At 45.3% G+C, this 22,946-nt stretch carries 20 protein-coding genes; 9 read left to right on the top strand and 11 right to left on the bottom strand.

The features are described from left to right. Positions 1–3: 3 nt before the first annotated feature. From RA178_RS03230 to RA178_RS03220, 3 genes are all read right to left on the bottom strand, one after another. Positions 4–519, bottom strand: coding sequence for a NifB/NifX family molybdenum-iron cluster-binding protein (locus RA178_RS03230; RefSeq protein ID WP_028759510.1), 516 nt, complete (start codon positions 517–519; stop codon positions 4–6). Next, entirely contained in the window at positions 516–812 is a 297-nt protein-coding gene (locus RA178_RS03225; RefSeq protein WP_263209413.1) for a DUF134 domain-containing protein, read from the bottom strand. The genes RA178_RS03230 and RA178_RS03225 overlap by 4 nt, the downstream gene beginning before the upstream one ends. A 531-nt stretch (positions 813–1,343) precedes the next feature. Next, the gene (locus tag RA178_RS03220; protein WP_306684518.1) at positions 1,344–2,858 is read right to left on the bottom strand and encodes an ATP-binding cassette domain-containing protein; all 1,515 of its coding nucleotides are present in this window, start codon (positions 2,856–2,858) and stop codon (positions 1,344–1,346) included. Positions 2,859–3,184: 326 nt separating this feature from the next. Here RA178_RS03220 and RA178_RS03215 point away from each other — a divergent pair, with 326 nt between their 5' ends. Next, entirely contained in the window at positions 3,185–3,436 is a 252-nt protein-coding gene (locus RA178_RS03215; RefSeq protein ID WP_006083102.1) for a DUF2999 family protein, read from the top strand. Between the two features lie 158 nt (positions 3,437–3,594). On the opposite strand, the gene RA178_RS03210 is transcribed toward RA178_RS03215, so the two are convergent. Both RA178_RS03210 and RA178_RS03205 read right to left on the bottom strand, forming a co-directional pair. Then, entirely contained in the window at positions 3,595–3,981 is a 387-nt protein-coding gene (locus RA178_RS03210; protein WP_306684516.1) for a carboxymuconolactone decarboxylase family protein, read from the bottom strand. Between the two features lie 129 nt (positions 3,982–4,110). Further along, positions 4,111–4,686 (bottom strand): hypothetical protein, encoded by a 576-nt coding sequence (locus RA178_RS03205; RefSeq protein ID WP_306684514.1) that lies wholly within the window; start codon positions 4,684–4,686, stop codon positions 4,111–4,113. Positions 4,687–5,457: 771 nt separating this feature from the next. Here RA178_RS03205 and RA178_RS03200 point away from each other — a divergent pair. Continuing rightward, a complete protein-coding gene (locus RA178_RS03200) occupies positions 5,458–5,835 on the top strand; it encodes a hypothetical protein (protein WP_306684512.1) in 378 nt (125 codons plus the stop codon). 1 nt (position 5,836) lies between these two features. After that, positions 5,837–6,199, top strand: a complete 363-nt coding sequence (locus RA178_RS03195; protein WP_306684511.1) for a hypothetical protein — start codon at positions 5,837–5,839, stop codon at positions 6,197–6,199. A 680-nt stretch (positions 6,200–6,879) separates the two neighbouring features. Here the strand turns inward: RA178_RS03195 and RA178_RS03190 are convergent. The 4 genes from RA178_RS03190 to RA178_RS03175 form a co-directional block, all read right to left on the bottom strand. Further along, positions 6,880–8,181 (bottom strand): HipA domain-containing protein, encoded by a 1,302-nt coding sequence (locus RA178_RS03190; protein WP_306684509.1) that lies wholly within the window; start codon positions 8,179–8,181, stop codon positions 6,880–6,882. Positions 8,182–8,184: 3 nt separating this feature from the next. Then, entirely contained in the window at positions 8,185–8,421 is a 237-nt protein-coding gene (gene hipB / locus RA178_RS03185; protein ID WP_306685388.1) for a type II toxin-antitoxin system antitoxin HipB, read from the bottom strand. A gap of 604 nt (positions 8,422–9,025) precedes the next feature. Beyond that, on the bottom strand, positions 9,026–10,663 hold the full coding sequence (groL, locus tag RA178_RS03180; RefSeq protein ID WP_263146635.1) for a chaperonin GroEL: 1,638 nt from the start codon (positions 10,661–10,663) through the stop codon (positions 9,026–9,028). Positions 10,664–10,720: 57 nt separating this feature from the next. Then, positions 10,721–11,011: a co-chaperone GroES gene (locus tag RA178_RS03175; protein ID WP_006086113.1), complete on the bottom strand. Its 291-nt coding sequence runs from the start codon at positions 11,009–11,011 to the stop codon at positions 10,721–10,723. A 224-nt stretch (positions 11,012–11,235) separates the two neighbouring features. Between RA178_RS03175 and RA178_RS03170 the strand changes: the two genes are divergently transcribed. Beyond that, the gene (locus RA178_RS03170) at positions 11,236–12,603 is read left to right on the top strand and encodes an MATE family efflux transporter (RefSeq protein ID WP_173246972.1); all 1,368 of its coding nucleotides are present in this window, start codon (positions 11,236–11,238) and stop codon (positions 12,601–12,603) included. 1 nt (position 12,604) lies between these two features. Here RA178_RS03170 and RA178_RS03165 read toward each other — a convergent pair whose 3' ends face one another. Then, a complete protein-coding gene (locus RA178_RS03165; protein ID WP_113940006.1) occupies positions 12,605–13,594 on the bottom strand; it encodes a LysR family transcriptional regulator in 990 nt (329 codons plus the stop codon). A 128-nt stretch (positions 13,595–13,722) separates the two neighbouring features. Here RA178_RS03165 and RA178_RS03160 point away from each other — a divergent pair, with 128 nt between their 5' ends. The 3 genes from RA178_RS03160 to RA178_RS03150 all read left to right on the top strand — a co-directional run bounded on the left by RA178_RS03160 (position 13,723) and on the right by RA178_RS03150 (position 19,584). Then, on the top strand, positions 13,723–14,805 hold the full coding sequence (locus RA178_RS03160; RefSeq protein WP_263164469.1) for an efflux RND transporter periplasmic adaptor subunit: 1,083 nt from the start codon (positions 13,723–13,725) through the stop codon (positions 14,803–14,805). A 3-nt stretch (positions 14,806–14,808) separates the two neighbouring features. Further along, positions 14,809–17,895, top strand: coding sequence for an efflux RND transporter permease subunit (locus RA178_RS03155; RefSeq protein WP_306684505.1), 3,087 nt, complete (start codon positions 14,809–14,811; stop codon positions 17,893–17,895). A 702-nt stretch (positions 17,896–18,597) separates the two neighbouring features. Continuing rightward, positions 18,598–19,584 (top strand): DUF3187 family protein, encoded by a 987-nt coding sequence (locus RA178_RS03150; RefSeq protein WP_306684504.1) that lies wholly within the window; start codon positions 18,598–18,600, stop codon positions 19,582–19,584. A gap of 289 nt (positions 19,585–19,873) precedes the next feature. Here RA178_RS03150 and RA178_RS03145 read toward each other — a convergent pair whose 3' ends face one another. Next, positions 19,874–20,470, bottom strand: coding sequence for an FxsA family protein (locus RA178_RS03145; protein ID WP_105251362.1), 597 nt, complete (start codon positions 20,468–20,470; stop codon positions 19,874–19,876). Between the two features lie 225 nt (positions 20,471–20,695). Between RA178_RS03145 and cutA the strand changes: the two genes are divergently transcribed. After that, entirely contained in the window at positions 20,696–21,019 is a 324-nt protein-coding gene (gene cutA / locus RA178_RS03140) for a divalent-cation tolerance protein CutA (protein WP_113940010.1), read from the top strand. Further along, positions 21,016–22,851 carry a protein-disulfide reductase DsbD gene (locus tag RA178_RS03135; protein WP_306684503.1) on the top strand — a complete coding sequence of 612 codons (1,836 nt, stop codon included), beginning with the start codon at positions 21,016–21,018 and terminating at the stop codon, positions 22,849–22,851. The genes cutA and RA178_RS03135 overlap by 4 nt, the downstream gene beginning before the upstream one ends. The last annotated feature ends 95 nt before the right edge of the window (positions 22,852–22,946 follow it).

Genomic DNA, 22,946 nt, shown 5'->3' with positions numbered 1-22,946 from the left:
AGATTATTTGTTTACCAGCGGTCTAAACCCAGCGTAATGCACTGACTTATCGAGCTTAACCTGTACTGCTGGCGTGCTTATAAGACGTGTTGAACAAGGTGCTGCTTTAGCTTTACCACTGCAACCGCAGCCGTCACCTGTTGAATGACAACAGCCGCCCTTGGCTGCATGTTTGAGTGAAGCGCGACCTTGGGATGCATCCGTCAACCTAAGATTAAGATCCGCCGTTTGTGCAAGCAAAGTCGCCACTGTTTGGCTCGCACTCCCTTTGCTCACACTAATCCCCGCATCGAGCAACTTTCCTAACATGCGCTCACCGATATTCTGCACAAGTACAATGTCGGTACCTTGTTGGATAATCAGCTCTAGTAAGGCTTTTTTAGCACTACAGTCACCTTCAATTGCTGGGTTATCGACCAGTTTGATTCGTTGAAACTGTTCATTATAAAAGCCAATTTGTAGGGCTTTCGTAAAGTGACTGGCGAGGCGTTCGCGGCTCATCGGCATGGCAATAATCATGATAAATCCTTGTCTGTTTGGGTTGGCAGCCTCAAGGCTTGACCTTGAGTGATAGCCGTCGCCACCTTTTTACGGGCATTGGCGAGAAGGTATCCAAAGGTTTGCCGAGAGATCCCCATCAAGGCCGCGGCTTCGATCTGGCTTAATCTTTTCACATCACCCAGTTCGAGGGCCTCAAACTCATCGGCCTCTAATTGAATATGGGTTAATTTAACCGCAGGGATCCCATTAGGCTTAAATAGGCTACAGGGCACACAGGTCGATAATTGACGGCATTTTTTAGGTCTTGGCATAAATGTTTTTATCTTTAAGTCGTCTTATATGTCTTGAAATCGTGTTTTAGGTCTTAGTTCACATCTTCGGTACTACGAGTGACACTCGGGCTCATCTCGCTAAGGGAGTCCATAGTTCTGGATTCTCAAGCGTGATAACTGACTTGATGAATAAGTTCAGTGGATGAACCATAAAACTGTCACGAGTTTCCGGCCTAGGCCAGAAACTATTATTCGCGCCAACGACATTCAAAACTGTAAGACGGCTCACAGTTACCTATATCAAGCATGACTAATTAACAGAACTGCTGTCTGACGAATGGGGGATTAAACACTAGGGCGATACCATCATTATCGATATGTGGTGCATCTCAGTTTTCACTGGAATACGAAAATCTTTCGCGCCACAGGTATATTGCCATTGAGCGTGACTAACACACTCAATGGCTAGCGCCCTGTAAGGTCAATCTTAACCTGCATCAGGGTGCCGAGGGATAATGACAAACTCTGCAAACAAATAAGCAGCCGTTAAGCTGCTGTGATAGGTGGCATTTACGGATTTAAACGGATTAAATCCTCAGACTCACAGTAGTTCACCTGTACCGAATAGCCGTCATCTTGCTTAATAAAATCGACAAAGTTTTTAATCGCAGGTAAGGCATCTTCCCTATGGTGCGACACGTACAGCAATTGGCTCAGATGATGCTCGGCTATCATCTCCAGCGCCCGCATCACTAAGGTGCGATTGATGAAATCTAAGCCCTGATACGGCTCATCTAAAATCAGTAACAGTGGCTGTTTAATCAAGGCGCGACCTATCAGCAGTAACCGCTGCTGACCATAATCGAGCTTCTTAAAGCTGGTGCTCGCCAGCCCTGTCATGTGCAAAATCGCCAACCATTCCTTCGCCAAATCTAGCTGAGGCTTAGTGGGTTTATGGTACAGGCCAATAGAGTCAAAAAAGCCCGAAAGCAGCACATCTAATGCCGAGCAACTGACGCGATATTGCAAGTGCAGCGCCGACGATACTATGCCAATCCGTTGTTTAATCTGCCAAATACTCTCGCCGCTTCCGCGAGGTCGGCCAAAGAGCGTGATGTCATTGCTATAACATTGGGGGTGGTCGCCTAAAATCAGCCCCAGCAAAGTGCTTTTACCGCAGCCATTTTGGCCACGAACTTGCCAATGTTGCCCCGCCTCGATGCGCCAATTCACGCCGCTGAAAATCAGCCCACTGACATATTCCACTTTGCCATTTTTAATCTCGACCAAGGGATCAAACGCCTCGGCGTTGTGCCTTTGCCGCTCCATTAAGGCCAAGAGTTCATCGCTACGTTGCGCCGATAACGCATTCAACTGCGCCATCACAGGATGATTGTGCCATTGCTCAATCGACATCGACGGGCTGAGTTTGTGCACACTCTGCCCCGATTTCAGCATCTCGCCATTAAACAGCGCCACATGGCTGATGCACGGCGGCAATTCTTCTTGGCGAGAGGTAATGATCAGCAACTGGCTATGCTCGGCCACTTCACTCAGCAGCTCAGATAAACTCGCCTGATGTTCAGCATCGAGCCCAGCGTAAGGGTCATCTAAAATCAGCAATTGCGGTAACATTGCCAGTGCACGTGCCAGCATGACTCTGCGCGTTTCGCCCGTGGATAATTGCCGAAAACCGCGCAGGCGCAGCGGCTCAAGCCCAACCTTTTGTAATAATGCTGGGAGTTGCTTGGCATCTTGGCAGCATTCCAACACTAAGGATTCGACACTCGAACCGTAATCCAACTCGTCTTTTTCTAATTCGCGCTCCAGCAACGCTTGTTGCAACCCAAGTGACACCCAGCCGATACGTTGCGGCAGGCCAGCAATCGTCCCTTCATCGGGCAGAATATCACCCGTTAATATTCGCCCGAGCAAGGAACCACAATAACTGTCGGTCGCGAAAATCGCCCAATGTTCAGCAGGGTGCAGTTGCCACTCATCGACGACTAACACATCATTATCACGCCCGTATCGCAACTGTTTAACCACAATACTTTTGTCTTGGTTCGCGACAACATCAAGCATAACCACAGTTCCTTTCTATTTTTAAGGGATGATAAAAGCCAGCGATTACCCAATCGCATTGCGCCATGATATCTAAGGCAATAATATCTAAAGCCACAATATCCAATGCAACGGCTCACGATGCACGACAGTCGCTCAGGTTTTATCGGCTGATTTTGGGGAATACGTCACCAGAGTAAAGCTTATTGGGGATAAAATCTAATGCGCTTAATGGCATAGGCAAAGCGTGGCAACATCCAACGGATACGCATGTGTGAGGCAACCACTCTGGCAGAACTGTGATAAAATCGGCACCTGTTTAACTTTCATATCAACAAGGTAATGCAATGAATCCCATTATTGCCATCTTAAAAGAACACAACGTCAGTGACGCTAAAATCCAAGAACTGTTTCAAACATTAACCGAAAATCCATTAATGGCGATGGGCACGCTCGGTCAATTAGGCATCCCAGCCGAAAAATTACAACAACTGCTGGGGCTAGTGATGCAGAAACCAGCCTTGATCAAAGAAGCCGTGCTCGAACTCGGTTTGGATTTCTCAAAAGTAGAAGCCGCAAAAGCCCAGCTACAAAAATAAGCGCAGACTGCCAAGTTTGTAGCCATCATGCGCTAGGGGAATGCGCGTAAATCAGCTCCCCTAGCGAATGTTAAAACCACTAAACCGCAAAGTAACTAAATCTCACAGCAACTAAACCTCACAGCCATTGACGCTCAAAATGATCAATACCAAGTAAGCTAACTGTTTTGCGCCTGCCACTCCTCAATCGCCTCTTTCGCCGCTCGAAAAGCTTCAATCCCCGCAGGCATACCGCAGTAAACGGTGCAATTCAGTAAGACTTCTTGGATCTCTTCAACCGAGCAGCCATTGTTTAGCGCGCCCCGCACATGGCCCTTTAATTCAGTCGGCGCCTTTAATGCCGCCAGCGTCGCTATGGTAATCAAACTGCGCGTTTGCCTTGAAATGGCATCACGCACCCAAACCTCACCCCAGCAATTGGCCGTGACTAAATCTTGCAGAGGCTGGGTAAAATCGGTCGCACTATTGAGCGCCTTATCCACATAGCTATCGCCCATCACAGCACGACGCACCTCAAGCCCCTTCTCGTATTGCTCATCGTTCATCGATGCATCCTTTTTGTTATGTGATTAGCTATGTGATTAGCTATGTGATTAAGCTCTGTGATTAGGCTTATTGAACCGCCGCCAACCAATCTGCCCTATATCCTTACCAACTGTAACTGATTACTAACGTTAGATTGAGCGCACCCAAGCAACGAACTCTTCGGCGAGTCTGGGAGGGTTACAGGCCTCTGTCTGATCTGCGATCTCGTTATAGTACTCGAGCTCGTGAACTATGATGGGTACCGAACGACCAAAAACGCGACTAACGGTTAAGTTGGAATGGAGTGTAGAAGCGACAACGCATACTGCGGCAACAAATTGCTCGGTTATCTCCTGACCAAGCTCAAGGCAGCGCTCAAAATCGACATCTTCCTCCGCATCACTGTACCCGAGACCGAGATCGGCCACCCAGCGAGCTAAGATATCCGCAGTCTGAGAGTCAGGATCCCCAAAGATGAGGAGTTCGTTTTGAAGCCAGAAGGCATAGTTCCATTTTGCTTCGTCAGAGCTAGAAGCCTTTGGAATCGAGGCATGCCACTCGTCGACGGTGTTATAGCCGACTGTCAGCGTAGGTAGACGGGGATCGTCATATTCGTTGTTGATATAGAAAGACAATGCATAGATCTGCTCCGCCTCAGCGGTTGGTATACTCTCGAGCGCTTCGGTAATAGCACTCTGAAGCACGGTAATCATTGGGATATTCATACTGGGTTTCCTGCTCGTTTAATTCCGCATTTAGCGAATGAAAATAGTGCATTGTAATTGAGAATAAGAGCTTAACCCACTATTTTTGTTCAGCTTAAATGTCTGCCAATATATTAGTATTCAACCAATTTTCCAGTTATCTGTATGCCTTTTTACAAGCATACACTCTGCAAATTTAACAATGGATGGCTCGTTAGATTCTTTTACTGCTCGTTTGCTGCTTAACAGCGGAAGCTGATTATTAAGCACTGTCATTCCAGTGACACGCCACCCCTTTTATTTCACAAGAAGTATCCATGAAGGCTCGACGACGGCGGCCATGCCGTCAACGGTCACTTACATGCCAATGCTTAATCCAACCAACTCTCCAGTTATCTGTATGCCTTTTCACAAGCATACACTCTGTAAATTTAACAATGGATGGCTCGTTAAATTCTTTTGCTGCTCGTTTGCGGCTTAACAGCGGAAGCTGATTATTAAGCACTGTCATTCCAGTGACACGCCATAAACTCATCCATGAGGGCTCGACGACGGCATCCATGCCGTCAACGGTCACTTACATGCCAATGCTTAATTCAACCAACTCTCCAGTTATCTGTATGCCTTTTTATAAGCATACACTCTGCAAATTTAACAATAGATGGCTCGTTAAATTCGCTCTTTACAATTTAGATGTATAGCCGTAAGTTATCAGCAAAATAATTTTGTGAGTGTGCAATATTGGACCTTATTTTTAATATATTGTCTGCATTGGCAAATGTAGTCACTATAATGGCATCTAGCATAGCTATATATTTATATTTTACGAAAAAAGAGTCAATTGGCTCTATTTTTACAATGCTAAAAAATTATGCATATCAACAGACATTATCTGAACTAAAAGAAAAGCTTGAAAAACTTAGTGACTATAATGCAAAGGATAGTATCCATCATGAGCAAATTATTAATATTGTTAATGATATAGTTGGGCAAATGAATGGTAACGACCATTTAAAAGTGCATTTTAAAGTCATTATAACCAGATTTGAACGAATGATTTCAGAACGTGATAGACTAACAGAACCTCTAAAAAGATCTTTAGTTGCTGAGTTTAGAGAAAGGTTGCGTCATTTAAATGTAGAAAATTTTGATGAGATAGTAGGTAAATAATATGAGTAAAATAATTTCAGCCGCTAATGTAATGATTACGAATCGTCACTTAATCACAGATGTTATAGAGGCTAATTCTTCATCTGAGATTTTTTTTAGGTATAAAACGAGATACATTTGGTCTATCACTCGCTCTCAAGATAAGATTTTTCTTCATTTTTACCCTAACGCTCATAACACGGAAAGTCTCGCGGAATTAGAGCCTTATGAGTGGCAGGATTACTCTCCAATCATTAGTTATAATTCAGTTGAGCTAGGTACGAAAGAAGCAAAATCTACTTTTGAAGAGTTACAATTGGTTGTTAAAGAAAAACTTTTAAACATGGACAAAGTCCTTGATGATATTATTGGTGATTTTTTCTAGCTGTTATTTAATTTGTTACCCGTTAACGGGTACTCTTTTCTCCTTCCTCAAATCTCCGTATACCTATAAACCGCAAGCCCGCCAACGCTGTGAAGCGTGGGCAACTTAACCCGCCGTGAGGCGCTCAATTCTGCCGTGAGGCAGTGCATCCCAAGGGGAAGAACATGCTTAAAAAATACCTGCCATTTGTGGCGATTGCTGTCGGCGTGGTTTTATGCCGCCAATCAAAGATAGGTAGGCATAACTCTTTTGGATCTAACAACTGACACCGAGACTACAGAAGTTCACCCTCCCCTGCGAAGTTGCTGAAGGGCGTTGAAGACTCTTTATTGAAAGAATGGCATGTGACGCAGACAGGACATCTGCGTAGCTTTCGGGGGGAAGGGATGCACCATCGGAATCGTTAGCGATTTTCGAATAAGCACGAAGCCACTAACCAATGCATGTAACTTCGCTAGGGACGCCGGGGGATTTCCAAAAGGGAAACAGGCGCTTTTCCCCTTTTGGTCGACTCTTAATTAAAAATCAGGGGGTGAAGCCCCACGACTTTGATTTTGCCTTTAAAAGCAATCAAGAATTATGGGATATGCCCAACTCTATAAATTAACAAATAAAACGAAGGTGACAGGAGTGCCCCCTTCCCTACGAAATTACCGCTGGGTGATAAGATGTAGCTAGAGCTACACTTTGACATCCCTGACCTCGGCGGCAAAACTAAGGTAACGATCACATCTCGCCAGCAACTGCGCTTTGTAAAGAGCCACAAATGATGTTTCACTCTCATCGAGGGCTGGAAGCATTGAAACCACCTCAGCTATTGCCTGCGGTATTCTTCGCGCTATTGTCGTTAAGTTACTGATTAATAAATTTCTTGGTAAACCTAAGCCATCAATAAATGCGGCCAATTGATAAGCGTAAATGCTGTTTGGATCAAATTCGTCATCGATTGCCATCGCAAGCTGTTGTTCAAAATCCTCATACATAGCCACGCTGACCAAATCGTACCAAGGAGTTGGATCCATTCCGCTTGGCGTCATAAAAAACGAGTAGTTTTTACCGTGTGCATCAGCATTGCCAGTCAGTAAATTGAATAACGCCCACTGCAGCATATCCTGCTTAGCGGCCACTGGATTACGGCATTTTGCTGCGAGACTAAAGAGCCTGTTAAAACTTACCCCTTCACGAATATCTTTAACATCACGCCCTGAACCAAAATTACGTTCATATTTTTTGCTAACACTAAAACCAAGAGCTTGGCAGCCATCGACAATATGTCTTCTTAATACCTTTTGCGCATTTGGTATATAACGTCGGTCAAAGCGTTCGACACAGAGTACTTTGTAATGGCCAAAATGAACGATATCAACATTAGCCACATTCATTCCAATCGCCTTAGCTAGGCGCATCGTCATAAATTCATTGAGCACTAAATGGCGATATTTTTCGAATTTAACAATATGGGTAGATGACAGTGCGCCTTCGGCAAATGCAAATTCTTCACCGTTATAAAACAGGTTTAATTTAGGTTGAACACCCGCTACCGATAGTCGAGGTTTGCCGTCCCAGATTTCCATCGGCCACATTGTGGGATCTTCAATGCGCTGAATAACTTCGGCAGCCTTAATTGGCCGTAATTGTGTTTCAGGCAGCAAAGCCCCTTTAGGAACAAAAGCGACAGCACCTGCGGTATCGAGACCAATGGCGCGGATCAAGGCAAAGGTATTCCCCTTGGAGACGCCAAGGGATTCAATTAGATAATCTAATCCTTTGTTTTCTGGTAATAAGTTAACCAAAAACATCGATATCTGACTGCTACTTCCTGTGCCATCTAAGGGAATTGTTGGGGATAGTGGGAATCCACTTTGTTGCCAGTCTTTGGTGTAATGTACGGCAAAGGTGTCGGTCGTCGCATCAAAGGATAACTCCCCGATAATTAAATCACCGAGGTGCATCTCTAACGTGAGCTTTTTGGAAGTACTCATAGGTTAATACCAGCCGTTAGTTTCGGTGGTGCTGGTTTGAGCCGAAACGATATCAATCCCCAGACCATCAAGGATTTTGAATACGGTTGAGATATAAACATCCTCACCTTTTTCAACTCGGATCAGCGTTTTTTTGGTTACGCCGCACAGCATGGCTGCCACGTCTTGAGTAAGAGCAGCACTTTTCCTTCGCTCTTTAATTAACAAGCCGAGGGATTGTTGATTTAGCGGTGATACCATCATCATCTCCAAAAGTGTAACTTCATACACCTTAGCCCTAAAACCAGCCCCATTCAATATAAAAGTGTACAGAACTACACTTTTGGATTGTTGAAAATGACAAGCCAACCAAAAGTGTACAATGTTACACCTTTATGGCCATTTCAGTGCTTAAATCTCAAAAAGTGTAGCTAAGTACACCTGAAACTTGCCCAAGCTACCTGACCAAAAACAAAACCCCGAAACTGTTACCAGTATCGGGGTTTTCTTTTACAAGAACTTTGGTTTGAGGCTTTTAGGCATCAGACCAGCAAAGTATCTTACGTAGGATAAATCGAGTTAGAACAAGGCGCTTTACCACGACGTTTAGCTTTCTGCTCCCAATACAATCTAGAGTGGTTAAGCAACACTTCCTTAGCCCCTCAGATACAAAAAAATCCCTGACACTATTAAGTATCAGGGATTTTTTTAGGTGTCGCTCTTAGCGGACTAAGAACTTAGGCCTAGGGGTCTGACGTTTTTGCACAGCATAAAACGTTCAGTACAAGGCGCTGTGAGCGTAGCATACGTTGTGTGTATGTGAGCGAGCAGCAACGCCGTAATCAACGTTTTAGACCAGCAAAAATTACATCATGCCGCCCATTCCGCCCATCCCACCCATACCGCCCATATCTTGGCTAGCATTTTGTGGGATCTCAGCAACCATAGCTTCTGTAGTGATCATCAGACCTGCGATTGACGCAGCGAATTGCAATGCACAACGGGTCACTTTAGTTGGGTCAAGGATACCCATTTCTAACATGTCACCGTAAGTGTCATTACCGGCGTTGTAACCGAAGTTACCGCTGCCGTTCTTCACTGTGTTAGCAACAACTGACGCTTCTTCACCCGCGTTAGTGGCGATTTGACGCAGTGGTGCTTCCATTGCACGCAGTGCGATAACCACACCGTGTTTTTGGTCTTCGTTTAATACTTCAACGTCAGCGATCTTAGAAGCTACGCGAACCAGAGCAACACCGCCGCCAGGAACCACGCCTTCTTCTACCGCAGCGCGAGTTGCATGCAGAGCATCTTCAACGCGGGCTTTTTTCTCTTTCATTTCAACTTCAGTCGCTGCGCCAACTTTAATCACTGCTACGCCGCCAGCTAGTTTAGCCATACGCTCTTGCAGTTTTTCTTTGTCGTAGTCTGACGTTGATTCTTCAACTTGTTGTTTGATTTGGCTTACACGAGCAGCAATTTGTGTTTGCTCGCCGTTACCATCGATGATGGTGGTGTTGTCTTTAGTGATCACAACACGCTTAGCTGTACCTAAATCTTCCAGCGTTGCTTTTTCAAGCTCTAGCCCGATTTCTTCAGCAATAACAGTACCGCCAGTCAGGATTGCTACGTCTTGCAGCATTGCCTTACGACGATCGCCAAAGCCAGGTGCTTTAACGGCAGCCACTTTCACGATACCGCGCATGTTGTTCACAACTAAAGTTGCTAATGCTTCGCCTTCAACGTCTTCAGCAACGATAAGCAATGGCTTACCGGTTTTTGCCAGACCTTCAAGGATAGGTAACAGTTCGCGAATGTTAGAGATTTTCTTGTCTACTAACAGTACGAATGGGTGATCTAATTCAACGCTGCCCGTTTCTGGCTTGTTGATGAAGTATGGAGATAGGTAGCCACGGTCAAACTGCATACCTTCTACTACGTCCAATTCGTTTTCTAACGCTTGGCCTTCTTCAACTGTGATCACGCCTTCTTTACCGACTTTTTCCATCGCTGTTGCGATGATTTCGCCGATAGATTCGTCAGAGTTTGCAGAGATAGTCGCAACTTGTGCAATCGCTTTTGAATCTGCACAAGGTTGTGATAAGGCTTTTAATTCAGCAACTGCAGCGATAACGGCTTTGTCGATACCGCGCTTCAGATCCATTGGGTTCATACCGGCTGCAACGGCTTTTAAGCCTTCAACTACAATGGCTTGAGCCAGTACAGTTGCAGTAGTAGTACCATCACCGGCGGCGTCGTTGGCTTTAGAAGCAACTTCTTTCACCATTTGCGCGCCCATGTTTTCGAATTTGTCTTCTAACTCGATTTCTTTGGCAACAGAAACACCGTCTTTAGTGATCAGTGGTGAGCCGAAGCTCTTGTCTAATACCACGTTACGGCCTTTAGGGCCTAAGGTCACTTTAACTGCGTTTGCGAGAATGTTTACGCCAGCCAGCATTCTTACGCGAGCGTCATTACCAAATACAACTTCTTTAGCTGCCATCTTGATTATCCTTTAAATTTTTAATGATTAATTGGAATGTCGAATTGATGCTGAGGATTAACCCACTACTGCCATCAGGTCAGCTTCCGACAGGATCAAGACTTCTTGACCGTCGATTTTTTCTTTCTTAACGCCGTAACCTTCGTTGAAGATCACCACGTCACCCACTTTGACATCCAGTGGCTTAACTGTGCCATTTTCTAAAATACGGCCATTGCCCACAGCAAGGATTTCACCGCGAGTTGATTTTTCAGCGGCGCTACCGGTCAGTACTATGCCACCCGCTGATGTTGATTCAACTTCTAGACGCTTAACGATTACGCGGTCATGTAATGGACGAATATTCATCTATGAACTCTCCTAATGATTTGATGCCCTACAATCGAGCCTATTTGTGATTAAAAAAACAGACACCTTAGTCTGCTCTTTTGCTGTCTGAGATATGGGGCTGACAGTGTCGAGATCCAAGGGCATTTAGAAAAAAAACTTCAATTTTTTGATGTCGGTTTTTTCAAGTCCGCACAATCCTGCTAGAATCTCGCCTCCGCTCGCTAACAAGGCACTATTTTTCCATGAAAGACAGACACGGGCTGCTCACCGCGCCAATTGGTCGTGTACTGCTCAACATGAGCCTCCCCAACTTAATTGGCATTATGACCATTCTAGGTTTCAGCCTCGCTGACACTTTTTTTATCAGCCAATTGGGCACCGAAGCCTTAGCCGCCATCAGTTTTACCTTTCCGGTGACCTTAGTGATCTCTAGCATCGCCATTGGTATTGGCGCTGGAGTCTCGACCAATTTAGGTCGACTTATCGGTTCGGGTAATGCCCACAAGGCCAAAGTGTTCTTGCATGATGCCTTATTGCTCACCTTTGTCTTGATCGCCAGTTTAGCCGCACTGGGTAGCATTTTTATTACGCCACTGTTTCGCTTACTCGGGGCAAACGATGACAGCTTGCCGCTGATCCACGACTATATGATTTACTGGTATGTCAGCGCACCGCTGCTGGTATTGTTGATGGTAGGCAATCAAGGCTTACGTTCCACTGGCGACACCCGCTCGCCGGCGATGATCATGGCGCTGGCGGCGCTCATCAATCTTATCCTCGATCCGTTATTGATTTTTGGTATTGGGCCATTTCCACGTTTAGAAATCCAAGGCGCCGCGATTGCAACCCTGTTCGCTTGGTTGATTGCCTTATCTTTGTCGGGATATTTGTTGATTGTCAGGCGCAAAATGCTCGAATGGGCCGCCTTTGACATAGACAGAATGCGCGCGAACTGGAGCAAACTAGCCCATATAGCACAACCCGCCGCCTTGATGAATTTAATCAATCCACTAGCCAATGCCATTATTATGGCCATGTTGGCGCATATCGATCACAGCGCCGTAGCAGCCTTTGGTGCCGGTACTCGATTAGAGTCAGTACTATTAATAGTAGTGATGGCACTGTCGTCGAGTTTAATGCCCTTTATTGCGCAAAACTTAGGGGCAGGACAGCCACACAGAGCAAAAGAAGCCCTGCTATTATCGATAAAATTTATTTTTATTTTCCAAACCTTACTCTATATCCCCCTGATCTTTTTAGCCGAGCCTATCGCGCATTTATTCAGTACCGATCCGCAGGTTATCGAGTGGCTGAGTTTTTATATCTTAGTGCTGCCCTGCGCCTACGGACCTTTGGGTATAGTGATTATTGTCGCGACCTCGCTCAATGCCTACCACAGGCCTATGAGTTCATTAGTCATCAATCTGTGCCGCTTAGTGCTGCTCATGCTGCCGCTAGCAGCCTTGGGATCGTATATAGGTGACGTTAAAGGCCTGCTGCTCGCGCTACCTGTGACCAATATTTTGATGGGAATTGCCTGTTACTGGCTGGCGCAGCGGATCTGTGAGCCCACAAAGATCACGACCGCAAACGCCATTAGCGAGGGGTAAACTAGCTTGATTTTTTAACGGGAAAGCGCAACACGTCGTCTGAAAACGCTCCCGTAGAGGCTTTGCACGATCGACGTGGGCCTTGCTCGCTCATGTTGATCGGCACGCCATTTGGCACTAGCTCTTGCATGATATAGTCGATAAAGCGTCGACAGGCTAAACTCACGTAACGTCTTGATGGATAAGCTAAGAAACACTCGCCTTGGTGGGGTTGGATTTCAGGTAACAAAGTCACTAACTCACCGCTTTGTACATATTCATCCACGACTTCAGCAGGCGCATACACTATGCCGCGTCCTTGCAATCCAAACTCAACCGCCACTTCAATACTATTGGAGCAGAAATTACCTCTGACTCTCACCTCTTGTTCTGAACCGATAAATAACTCATTAAAGATTTTGCCGTTGGATAAACGGAACATAGACACATTATGTGCTTCAATCTCTTTCGGTGTTTTAGGTGTACCGTGTGCCGCTAAATATTGAGGGCTCGCGTAAAAACGTAAGTCAGTAGTAAAAATCGGCCGCACTACTAAATCTAAGGTATCCAACGCAGGCTCGACCACAAAGGCCACATCGAGATTATGTTTCACCATATCAACGGATTCTGAACTGCTGATGACTTCTAAGGTGAGTTTAGGGTGCATATCCATAAAGCGGAAAATGGCCTGCATCAAGATTTTCATGCTGTGGATGGGGAACATTTGAATGCGCAAATGCCCGCTGATCTCAGCATCGTCATTGGTCATTTCGAATAGGGTTTCGTCGAGCTGAGCCAAAATATTCTGCGAGCGCTGGTAAAAATGACTGCCCGCAGAAGTGAGCGTCATAGAGCGGCTCTGACGGTGGAACAATTTAATGTTCAGCTCATCTTCCAAGGCTTGCAAACGCCGACTCACAGTCGATTTAGGTAAGTTAAGTAAATCCGCCGCTTCAATCAAACTACCGGTTTCAGCAATTCGGTGGAATAACGCTAAGTCCTCTGTCTTCATTTTGACCTTAAGTTCAATCTCATTATGTGGGACTGATAATCCCAAAGTATCCCGTTTATTGCAACTAATTTAGCTGGTATCTTCGCGCCCAGAAATGCTGACAATTTGTTAACTAGGAAATCTCCACCATGAAATCATATCGACTCTTGCCGCTGACAATGCTGCTTCCAGCCCTGATCAGTGGTTGTTCGCCTGCGGAAAGTTCAGTGCAAGTGGCAACAATTCGTCCGGTTAAACTGTTTGAAGTACTCAATGTAGAAGACGGAGATTTCAGAACATTTCCAGCCCGCGTTGCCGCCAATAGTCGCGCAGAATTATCGTTCCGCATTTCAGGACAATTAACAGAATTGGCATTAGTTGAAGGGCAAAGAGTCACTCAAGGTAGCTTACTCGCAAAACTTGATGACAGGGACGCCCACAATAATTTAATGACCCGCGAGGCGGAGCATGAACTATTAGCCGCTGACTTTAAACGTAAAGTCGAGCTACTCAATCGCAAGCTGATTTCACAATCTGAGTTTGATAGCACTCAAGCGCAACTCAAATCGGCTACCGCCGCCTTAGCCGCTGCACGCGATCAACTGAGTTACACCCGTTTAACGGCGCCTTTTAGCGGTACGGTCGCCAAACGTTTAGTGGATAACCACCAAATAGTGCAAGCAAATCAAGGTGTATTAACATTACAAAACAATAACTTGCTCGATATTATCATTCAAGTTCCCGAGTCGATGGCGGCGGGTTTGAAGCAATATACCGATCAAGCTCACTTTACAGCTAAGGTGCGTTTTAGTGCCTTCCCTGAGCAAAGTTTCGATGCCAAATTTAAAGAATATTCGACTCAAGTCACGCCGGGCACCCAAGCCTATGAAGTGGTATTTTCGTTACCTCAACCTCAAGATATTCAGCTACTTCCAGGAATGAGTGCCGAGTTGACCTTAGCCTTAGTCAAAGATCCTAGTGCCCTTGCGTCAACGGTAGTGCCAGTGACCGCTATCGATAAGCGCGACCAAGATGGCCAAGTGCAAGTGTGGATTTATCAAGCGCAATCGGGTGAAGTAAAACCGACGATGGTGACGCTAGGACGCGTGAGTAATCAAGGTGTTGAGATTTTAACGGGCGTCAACAAGGGCGATCTCATCGTCAGCGCTGGAGTGTCTCAATTATCCGATGGCATGAAAGTCAAACCACTACGCTGGCAGCGTGGGGTGTAATTGATGAACATTGCAGAGTATTCGATACGCCACAAAGTCATCAGTTGGATGTTTGTGTTGCTACTACTCGTGGGTGGTAGCGTCAGTTTTACCGGTTTGGGGCAACTAGAATTCCCCGAATTTACCATTAAAGAAGCTTTAGTGATCACGGCTTATCCCGGTGCATCGCCTGAGCAAGTTGAAGAAGAAGTGACATTACCGCTCGAAGATGCCCTGCAGCAACTCGACGCCATTAAGCATGTGACTTCAATTAATAGTGCGGGTTTATCACAAATCCAAATCGAGATTAAAGAAAGCTACGATAAAACCAGCCTACCGCAGGTATGGGATGAAGTGCGTCGTAAAGTCAATGATGCTGCGGGAAACTTGCCGCCGGGCACAGCAACGCCACAGGTGATGGACGACTTTGGCGATGTGTATGGCATTTTATTTAACCTTTCGGGACCTGATTACAGCAACCGCGAGTTGAGCAATTACGCCGACTATCTGCGCCGCGAGCTAGTGCTAGTACCTGGAGTAAAAAAGGTTTCTGTTGCTGGCAACGTCACCGAGCAAGTCGTGATTGAAATCTCCCAGCAAAAGCTGTCGGCACTGGGGTTAGATCAGAGCTATATCTATGGTTTAGTGAACAATCAAAACGTCGTCTCTAACGCGGGCAGCCTAGTGATTGGCGATAACCGTATCCGCATTCATCCCACCGGCGAATTTAGCAATGTGCAGGATCTCGCGCGTTTGATCGTCAGCCCTCCGGGTAGTTCTGAGCTGATTTACCTTGGCGACATTGCCAATATTGAAAGGGATTATGACGAAACCCCTAACGTGCTTTATCACAATAAAGGTGAAGCTGCGTTATCGCTGGGGATTTCTTTCTCTAGCGGTGTGAATGTAGTCGAAATCGGGCAAAAGGTCAGTGATCGTTTAGCCGAGCTTGAATCGCAACGCCCAATCGGCATGAATTTAGCGACGGTTTATAATCAGAGTCAGGCGGTAGATGAGACAGTTAACGGCTTCTTAATCAACCTAATGGAATCCATTGCCATAGTGATCGCCGTGCTTCTGCTGTTTATGGGATTGCGCTCAGGTCTATTGATGGGCCTGATCTTACTGCTGACGATTCTAGGCACTTTTATCGTGATGAAAGTGCTCGGGATTGAGCTACAGCTCATCTCCCTCGGCGCACTCATTATTGCCCTTGGTATGTTGGTCGATAACGCCATTGTCGTTACTGAAGGCATTTTAATTGGTATCCGTCGCGGTAAGACCCGTTTGGAAGCGGCCAAACAGATAGTGTCCCAAACCCAGTGGCCGCTATTGGGCGCGACTGTGATTGCCATTATTGCCTTTGCCCCCATTGGCTTATCGCAAAATGCCGCCGGTGAGTTCTGCCGTTCTTTATTCCAAGTGTTGATGATTTCACTGTTTATCAGCTGGATCACGGCCATCACACTCACGCCGTTTTTCTGTCATCTGTTATTTAAAGATGCGCCGAGCGATGAAGAAGCCCAAGACCCCTACAAGGGCTGGTTCTTCAGCTTATATCGCACAAGCTTAATTGTGGCACTGCGCTTTAGGCTGGTGAGCATACTGCTGGTTATCGCTATGCTTTTCAGCGCTGTAGTGGGCTTTGGTCATATCAAGAATGTGTTCTTTCCTGCTTCTAACACGCCGATTTTCTTTGTGGATATCTGGATGCCAGAAGGGACAGATATTAAAGCGACCGAACGCTTTACCGCTGATATCGAGAAGTTAATGCTCTCGCTGAACGAGCAAAAAGATGTAGGGCTAAAACACTTAACAACCGTTATTGGCCAAGGTTCGCAGCGTTTCGTACTGCCCTATCAGCCAGAAAAAGGCTATCCCGCCTTTGCCCAGTTGATTGTAGAAATGCAGGATCTCGCCGCCGTTAAAGCCTATATGCCAGAATTAGAAACCTTGTTAAATCAACGTTTCCCGCAGGCACAATATCGTTTAAAAAACATGGAGAACGGCCCTTCGCCCGCCGCCAAAATTGAGGCACGCTTTTACGGTGATAACCCAGAAGTGCTGCGCGCTTTAGGTGCCCAAGCCGAGGCCATTTTCCACGCCGAACCGAGCATGGATGGCATACGTCACAACTGGCGTAATCAGGTGCCGCTGATCCGTCCGCAACTGGAAAATGCCCAAGCGCGCGAAACAGGGATCAGCAAGCAAGACCTCGACAATGCCCTATTGGTTAACTTTAGCGGTAAGCAAATTGGTTTATACCGAGAAACCAGCCACTTGCTGCCCATCGTCACCAGAGCGCCCGCCGAAGAACGTTTGCAAGCGGACAGCCTGTGGAAGCTGCAAATTTGGAGCAGCGAACACAATACCTTTGTGCCCGCCACCCAAGTAGTCAGTAGCTTCAACACTGAGTGGGAAAATCCACTGGTGATGCGCCGCGATCGCATGCGCATGCTCGCTGTGATGGCCGATCCTAAGCTTGGTAGCAATGAAACCGCCGATTCTGTACTGCGCAAAATCAAAGACAAGGTCGAAGCGATCAGCCTGCCCGCGGGTTACCGCTTGGAATGGGGCGGTGAATTTGAAACCGCAGGTGAAGCACAAGCGTCGGTATTTAGCTCAATTCCCTTAGGTTATCTGGCGATGTTTTTGATTACCGTATTCTTGTTCAACTCAGTGCGTCAGCCCTTAGTGATCTGGTTTACTGTGCCACTGGCCTTGATTGGGGTTTCAGCGGGACTCTTGTTGTTCGATGCGCCCTTCAGCTTTATGGCACTACTCGGATTACTGAGTTTGTCGGGCATGGTGATTAAAAACGGTATTGTCTTGGTCGATCAGATCAACCTCGAGCTCAGTGAAGGTAAACCAGCCTATTTTGCCTTAATCGACTCCTGTGTCAGCCGTGTTCGTCCAGTGATGATGGCCGCGATAACCACTATGCTCGGGATGATACCGCTGATCCCTGACGCATTTTTCGGTTCTATGGCGATTACGATTATTTTCGGTCTAGGCTTCGCTTCTCTGCTGACGCTCATCGTACTGCCAGTGATGTACAGCCTAGTATTCAATATCAAAGCGACGGCAACAGGAGGTCAATCACCCAGCTAACCTGCTCCGCATTTTATCCAAAAACGCTTCCCGGCGCGGCCAGTCAGTCCCTATGCAAGTGGGCTGGCTGGCCATTTCATTTTTGATCTATTGCGGTTTGAGGGACAATTTAAACAAGCACATCCATTAGATAAACAAGTTTGGCAAACTGAGATTGGTCTTTAATTACGATAACTAATATGACTGATAAATAAATATATTAATTAAAAAATATGAACTATCAGTTCCATATTTTCACCGCTAATACGGGACAATTACCAGTTACACACATTTACACGAGTAAATAGCAGCGGTATATTTAGTGCTGATTATTCATTTACAATGCCATCTGAAATACCACTACCTATAACTAACAACATAAAAAATGTTATTACTTTGTTGGCATAATAATTTATGTTTGAGAAACATCATGAAATTACGCTTTGATAGCGTCCAGACAATGAGTAAACCGGCAATATTACTGGCAGTTATTAGCACTTTACTAATACTCACTTCAATCCCGTTTATCTGTAGGTCATTCTGGCTCGCACTTGTACTATTATGGTATGTTTTTTGTAGTTTTTAATTCTAGAATTAATTAGAAATCTGTCTAATCAAAAACTTTATTGCTTCAAACAGACAAAATTTAAGTCATTTATACATAACATCAGCCTCACTACAAAACATTGCTTTTAATAGAGATTAGCTAAAAAAGAGTTTTCGATGAAATATGCAAAGAAAATTTTATTTGTGACTATTAGAGCACCTCTAATTTATACGGTAATATTTTTACCGAGTACTTTCGCAGAAAATATCAATTATAGTCATTATGGGCCACTTCGTGTACATGCCCAATCACCTACACAGGCGGGTAGCTTAACGCCTCTACTTCGTTCAGGATTTGCACTGCCTGAAGGGAAAAAAGAGATATACGGATCTGCAACAGTAGCAAGTGTATGGGCTGAAACTGACGATTACTATGCTGACTATTATCATAATTCTCTTAATGGCGGAATAAAGTGGCAACTCACTGAAAAATGGATGTTTGATACTAATTATAAGTGGAGTTTTAGTGGGGATAACCATCTTGACTCGGTCACTATCTGGTTTCATGATGCATTTGGTGTGGGTCAAAATGGCCGCGACAATACAATCAAAGACAAAAACCAAATATTTTCAAAGAATGGTATCAATCAACCTGATATTTCTGGCGATACGCTAACGAATGCCCTAAATTTCTATTTAGAATATCAATTGCTTAGTGAGGATAATTATGGTCTATCACTAGGTGGCAGCTTATATTACAACCATGTTAATTCTGGCCCATTTGTAGATAACCGTTTTGAACAAGCATTACAGCTGAATTATAGCTATACATCTGGAATGCATCATTTTTACTCCACAACAGGTATAAGCTTTAGACGAAATGATGAAAGTCTATCTGAAATAGACTATAAAGATCATGCAGTAATTTTATCTTTAGGTTATGAGTATTTAATAGGACGCCATGGTTGGCTTATTGAATTACATCATTATGAAGGTTTACTCAAAACAGATAATGACTTTTCAAAACCTTCTCACGAAGTATTTCTAGGCTATAGGTATTATCTGAATAACAGTGCAATTGAATTCACTATCGTCGAAAACCTACTCAACATGGACAACAGCACTGATATTGCTTTTTCTCTTGGGTACAGAGTCATGATTTAAAAATACCTTACTTTATCGCATGAATGCGATCAAAAAGCTTTTCTCTAATATCATGTTAACTCTTATACCTGAGTGGGCGGGTTATTAGTATTGGAGTTTTTTAAGAGTGAAATGGCTATTACGGGTGGAGGTGAACCAGCGGCACAGGTCAGATTGATTCAGTCGGCCACTGGTATCTAAGGCATATTAGGGAGAAAACTCAAGCGAATAAACGCGATAATCAACTGAGTTAATCCAATAACAAACTAACGCAACAAGCGACTAAGACAATACGAGACTCATACTAAGACTAAGGCTTAGGGTCTTTGTCCTGTTCTTTGTCCTGCGCTTTATCAGAGAGTTGATGGCTAGCGGGTTTGATATCACTTGGATCGACTTTATGTTCAAAGTCTCCCTCAAACACATTACCGTCCTTTTTCACACTATCATCAAATGGCGCTTGGCCAAATGGGTCCTGTGGCTTAGGCCCAAAGGGGCCTTGGCCCGCTTGAAAGCCACCGTGCATTGTGCCCTGTAAACCGGCAACAACCCGTAACTGCATGCGTTTGAACAACAAGGCAGCAATGGGACGACGGGTTAATGGCGTCAAGAATAATAGGCCAATGGCATCGGTTACAAAACCGGGGATCACGAGCAAGATGCCCGCCATAGCTAACATCATGCCCTCGACAATTTCTTGCCCCGGTGCTTCACCACGGGCGAGTTTTTGTTGTACTTGCATTAAGGTGTTTAAGCCTTGGCTGCGAACCAGAGAGACCCCGAGCACGGCGGTAAACAGCACTAAACCTATGGTAGTCCAAGTGCCAAGCACTTCACCCACACGGATCAGCACCGACAGCTCTATTACTGGGATCAGCACAAAGAGTAAAAATATAATGAAAAACATACCGACCTCAGGTTTATCTGACTATCTCTGTAAACTAAATGGGGGTTATCCGGTCTTAATTCAAGTCAGGATAACCATTAGGACCTAGTAAGGGATCAAAACACTGATATTTAGCTCACCCTTTTGTTAACCCGCTAATGTATGAGACCATTAAAACACGTAAAGTAGCCTAACGGAGTTGGCTTAAGCGAACTTTAAGATTCTTAAGAGACGATACCTAACACCATGCAGCATCAGTATTTAGTGGTTAGCACAACCTGCCCCGATGAAGTACAAGCCAATACTTTGGCTCGAGCTTTAATTGAGTCGCGTATTGCCGCTTGTGTTCAGATTTCCGCCCCGATACGTTCAATTTATGCTTGGGAAGGAAAAATCTGTGAAGAGCAAGAATTTAGCTTACAGATTAAATGTTTACAAAGTCGATATACAGAGTTAGAACAACTTGTGCTTAGGCTTCACCCTTATCAAGTACCCGAAATTATTGCCGTGCCTGTGACCCACGGGCTACCAGCCTACTTAGATTGGATAAAAGACAACACTCAGCCATGAAAAAACTACTCAGCCTTATTTTCACTTCCTTATTGCTTCTTGCGCCCTTAGCTCATAGTGAAGGGGTTTTCGGTAACAAATTCGACTTCATGAAGGGTGAGCCTGAATTGATGCCTGTCGATCAAGCATTTGTCTTCGATTCCAAGCAAGAAGGTAATCAGGTCAAACTCAATTGGGTGATTGCCGACGGTTACTATATGTACCGCGACAAGCTTAAATTTAGCGTCAATGGTGCCGAGTTAGGCACGGTCGCTCTACCAAAGGGAAAGCCCCATGAAGATGAGTATTTTGGTAAGCAAGAAGTCTATTATACCTATGTCGATATTCCCGTTGGTTTAAAACAGGCCGATGAAAATGCCACGCTCACAGTGACCTTTATGGGTTGTGCCGAAGGTAAATTGTGTTATCCACCGACCAAGCATGAAGTCGTTTTAAAGGCGATTGCAGCCAACGATGGTTTAATTGCAGGCGCCGAATCAACCACGACGACTGAGCAAACCAGCACTGAGCCAAGCACTACCGATAAAGCCAATACGCAACCCATTACTCAGCAAGATACCCTGAGCCAAATGCTGTCGAACGACAGCTTAATTTGGACTTTAGTGATTTTCTTTGGTCTAGGTGTCGGTCTGGCATTAACGCCCTGCGTATTTCCTATGTATCCGATTTTGTCGGGTATTATTGTCGGCCAAGGGCAAAAGCTCTCAACCGCAAAAGCCTTTACCTTGTCCATGGCTTACGTCCAAGGCATGGCAATCACTTACTCTATCTTAGGGTTAGTAGTTGCATCGGCGGGACTAAAATACCAAGCGGCATTACAACATCCTGCCGTATTAGTCGTACTCGCGATTTTGTTCTTTGTGCTCAGCTTATCTATGTTTGGCCTATACGATTTGAAACTGCCATCGAGCTGGCAGGAGAAGATGAACTCAGTCTCGAACAATCAAAAAGGCGGCAACTTAGTTGGCGTGTTCTTGATGGGCGTGATTTCTGGCCTTGTCGCATCACCTTGTACTACCGCGCCGCTGTCGGGTGCACTCGTTTATGTGGCCCAAACCGGCGACCTACTCCAAGGTTTCTTAGCCCTGTATGTACTCAGTATGGGTATGGGATTACCTCTACTGATTATCGGCACCTCAGGCGGTAAATTATTACCGAGAGCCGGCGCTTGGATGGACATCATCAAGACTATCTTCGGATTCCTGCTGATCGCTGTATCTATCGTGATGCTTGGCCGTATTTGGACAGGCGTAGTATCCGATGTGCTTTGGTCACTGTGGGGCGTAAGCTTCACCGGCTACTTGATGCATCAGAACAAACTCAGTGAATTTAACTGGAAACAAACTGTACGTTCAGTGCTATTAACGCTGGCGCTACTGGCGAGCTTCTCCTACGGATTCCAAGCTGTGATGGGACACTTTGGTTTTAATAACAATTCCGTAGGCACTGCGGCGACGACCGAAGAAGTCCATGGCTTTAAACGCATTAAATCCATTGAAGATCTTGAGCAAGAAATTGCAGCCGCTACCGCCCAAGGTAAGCCTGTGATGCTCGATCTGTACGCCGATTGGTGTGTTGCCTGTAAAGAGTTTGAAGCCATCACCTTTAAAGATGCCGACGTGTTAGCCCGTATGAATAAAATCGTACTGCTACAAGCAGATGTGACTAAGAGTGACAAGGTCGATGTGGCCTTACTCGAAAAATACAATGTGCTCGGTTTGCCTACGCTGTTGATGTTTAACGAACAAGGTGAGCAAAGGGAAGATTTACGCGTGACTGGTTTTATGGGCCCCAAAGATTTTGCCACCCATTTAGATCATCTCGTGAAATAGTGATGATTTAGGCTTAGACCAGCGGAGTGATTTAGTTCGCGCGTGTTTTAACGGCCAAGTGTATTTACCGCAACACCAATAAAAAGCGGACTTTT

The sequence above is a fragment of the Shewanella oncorhynchi genome (assembly GCF_030848765.1).
Classification (GTDB): domain Bacteria; phylum Pseudomonadota; class Gammaproteobacteria; order Enterobacterales; family Shewanellaceae; genus Shewanella; species Shewanella oncorhynchi.
This window is presented reverse-complemented; position numbering and strand designations above follow the sequence as displayed.

Coding starts and splice junctions, on each gene's coding strand:
- RA178_RS03175 (WP_006086113.1), bottom strand. CDS start 11,011: ATGAATATTCGTCCATTACATGACCGCGTAATCGTTAAGCGTCTAGAA.
- RA178_RS03215 (WP_006083102.1), top strand. CDS start 3,185: ATGAATCCCATTATTGCCATCTTAAAAGAACACAACGTCAGTGACGCT.
- RA178_RS03205 (WP_306684514.1), bottom strand. CDS start 4,686: ATGAATATCCCAATGATTACCGTGCTTCAGAGTGCTATTACCGAAGCG.
- RA178_RS03160 (WP_263164469.1), top strand. CDS start 13,723: ATGAAATCATATCGACTCTTGCCGCTGACAATGCTGCTTCCAGCCCTG.
- RA178_RS03220 (WP_306684518.1), bottom strand. CDS start 2,858: ATGCTTGATGTTGTCGCGAACCAAGACAAAAGTATTGTGGTTAAACAG.
- RA178_RS03145 (WP_105251362.1), bottom strand. CDS start 20,470: ATGTTTTTCATTATATTTTTACTCTTTGTGCTGATCCCAGTAATAGAG.
- RA178_RS03165 (WP_113940006.1), bottom strand. CDS start 13,594: ATGAAGACAGAGGACTTAGCGTTATTCCACCGAATTGCTGAAACCGGT.
- RA178_RS03210 (WP_306684516.1), bottom strand. CDS start 3,981: ATGAACGATGAGCAATACGAGAAGGGGCTTGAGGTGCGTCGTGCTGTG.
- cutA (WP_113940010.1), top strand. CDS start 20,696: ATGCAGCATCAGTATTTAGTGGTTAGCACAACCTGCCCCGATGAAGTA.
- RA178_RS03230 (WP_028759510.1), bottom strand. CDS start 519: ATGATTATTGCCATGCCGATGAGCCGCGAACGCCTCGCCAGTCACTTT.
- RA178_RS03195 (WP_306684511.1), top strand. CDS start 5,837: ATGAGTAAAATAATTTCAGCCGCTAATGTAATGATTACGAATCGTCAC.
- RA178_RS03225 (WP_263209413.1), bottom strand. CDS start 812: ATGCCAAGACCTAAAAAATGCCGTCAATTATCGACCTGTGTGCCCTGT.
- RA178_RS03200 (WP_306684512.1), top strand. CDS start 5,458: ATGGCATCTAGCATAGCTATATATTTATATTTTACGAAAAAAGAGTCA.
- hipB (WP_306685388.1), bottom strand. CDS start 8,421: ATGGTATCACCGCTAAATCAACAATCCCTCGGCTTGTTAATTAAAGAG.
- RA178_RS03190 (WP_306684509.1), bottom strand. CDS start 8,181: ATGAGTACTTCCAAAAAGCTCACGTTAGAGATGCACCTCGGTGATTTA.
- RA178_RS03155 (WP_306684505.1), top strand. CDS start 14,809: ATGAACATTGCAGAGTATTCGATACGCCACAAAGTCATCAGTTGGATG.
- RA178_RS03135 (WP_306684503.1), top strand. CDS start 21,016: ATGAAAAAACTACTCAGCCTTATTTTCACTTCCTTATTGCTTCTTGCG.
- RA178_RS03150 (WP_306684504.1), top strand. CDS start 18,598: ATGAAATATGCAAAGAAAATTTTATTTGTGACTATTAGAGCACCTCTA.
- groL (WP_263146635.1), bottom strand. CDS start 10,663: ATGGCAGCTAAAGAAGTTGTATTTGGTAATGACGCTCGCGTAAGAATG.
- RA178_RS03170 (WP_173246972.1), top strand. CDS start 11,236: ATGAAAGACAGACACGGGCTGCTCACCGCGCCAATTGGTCGTGTACTG.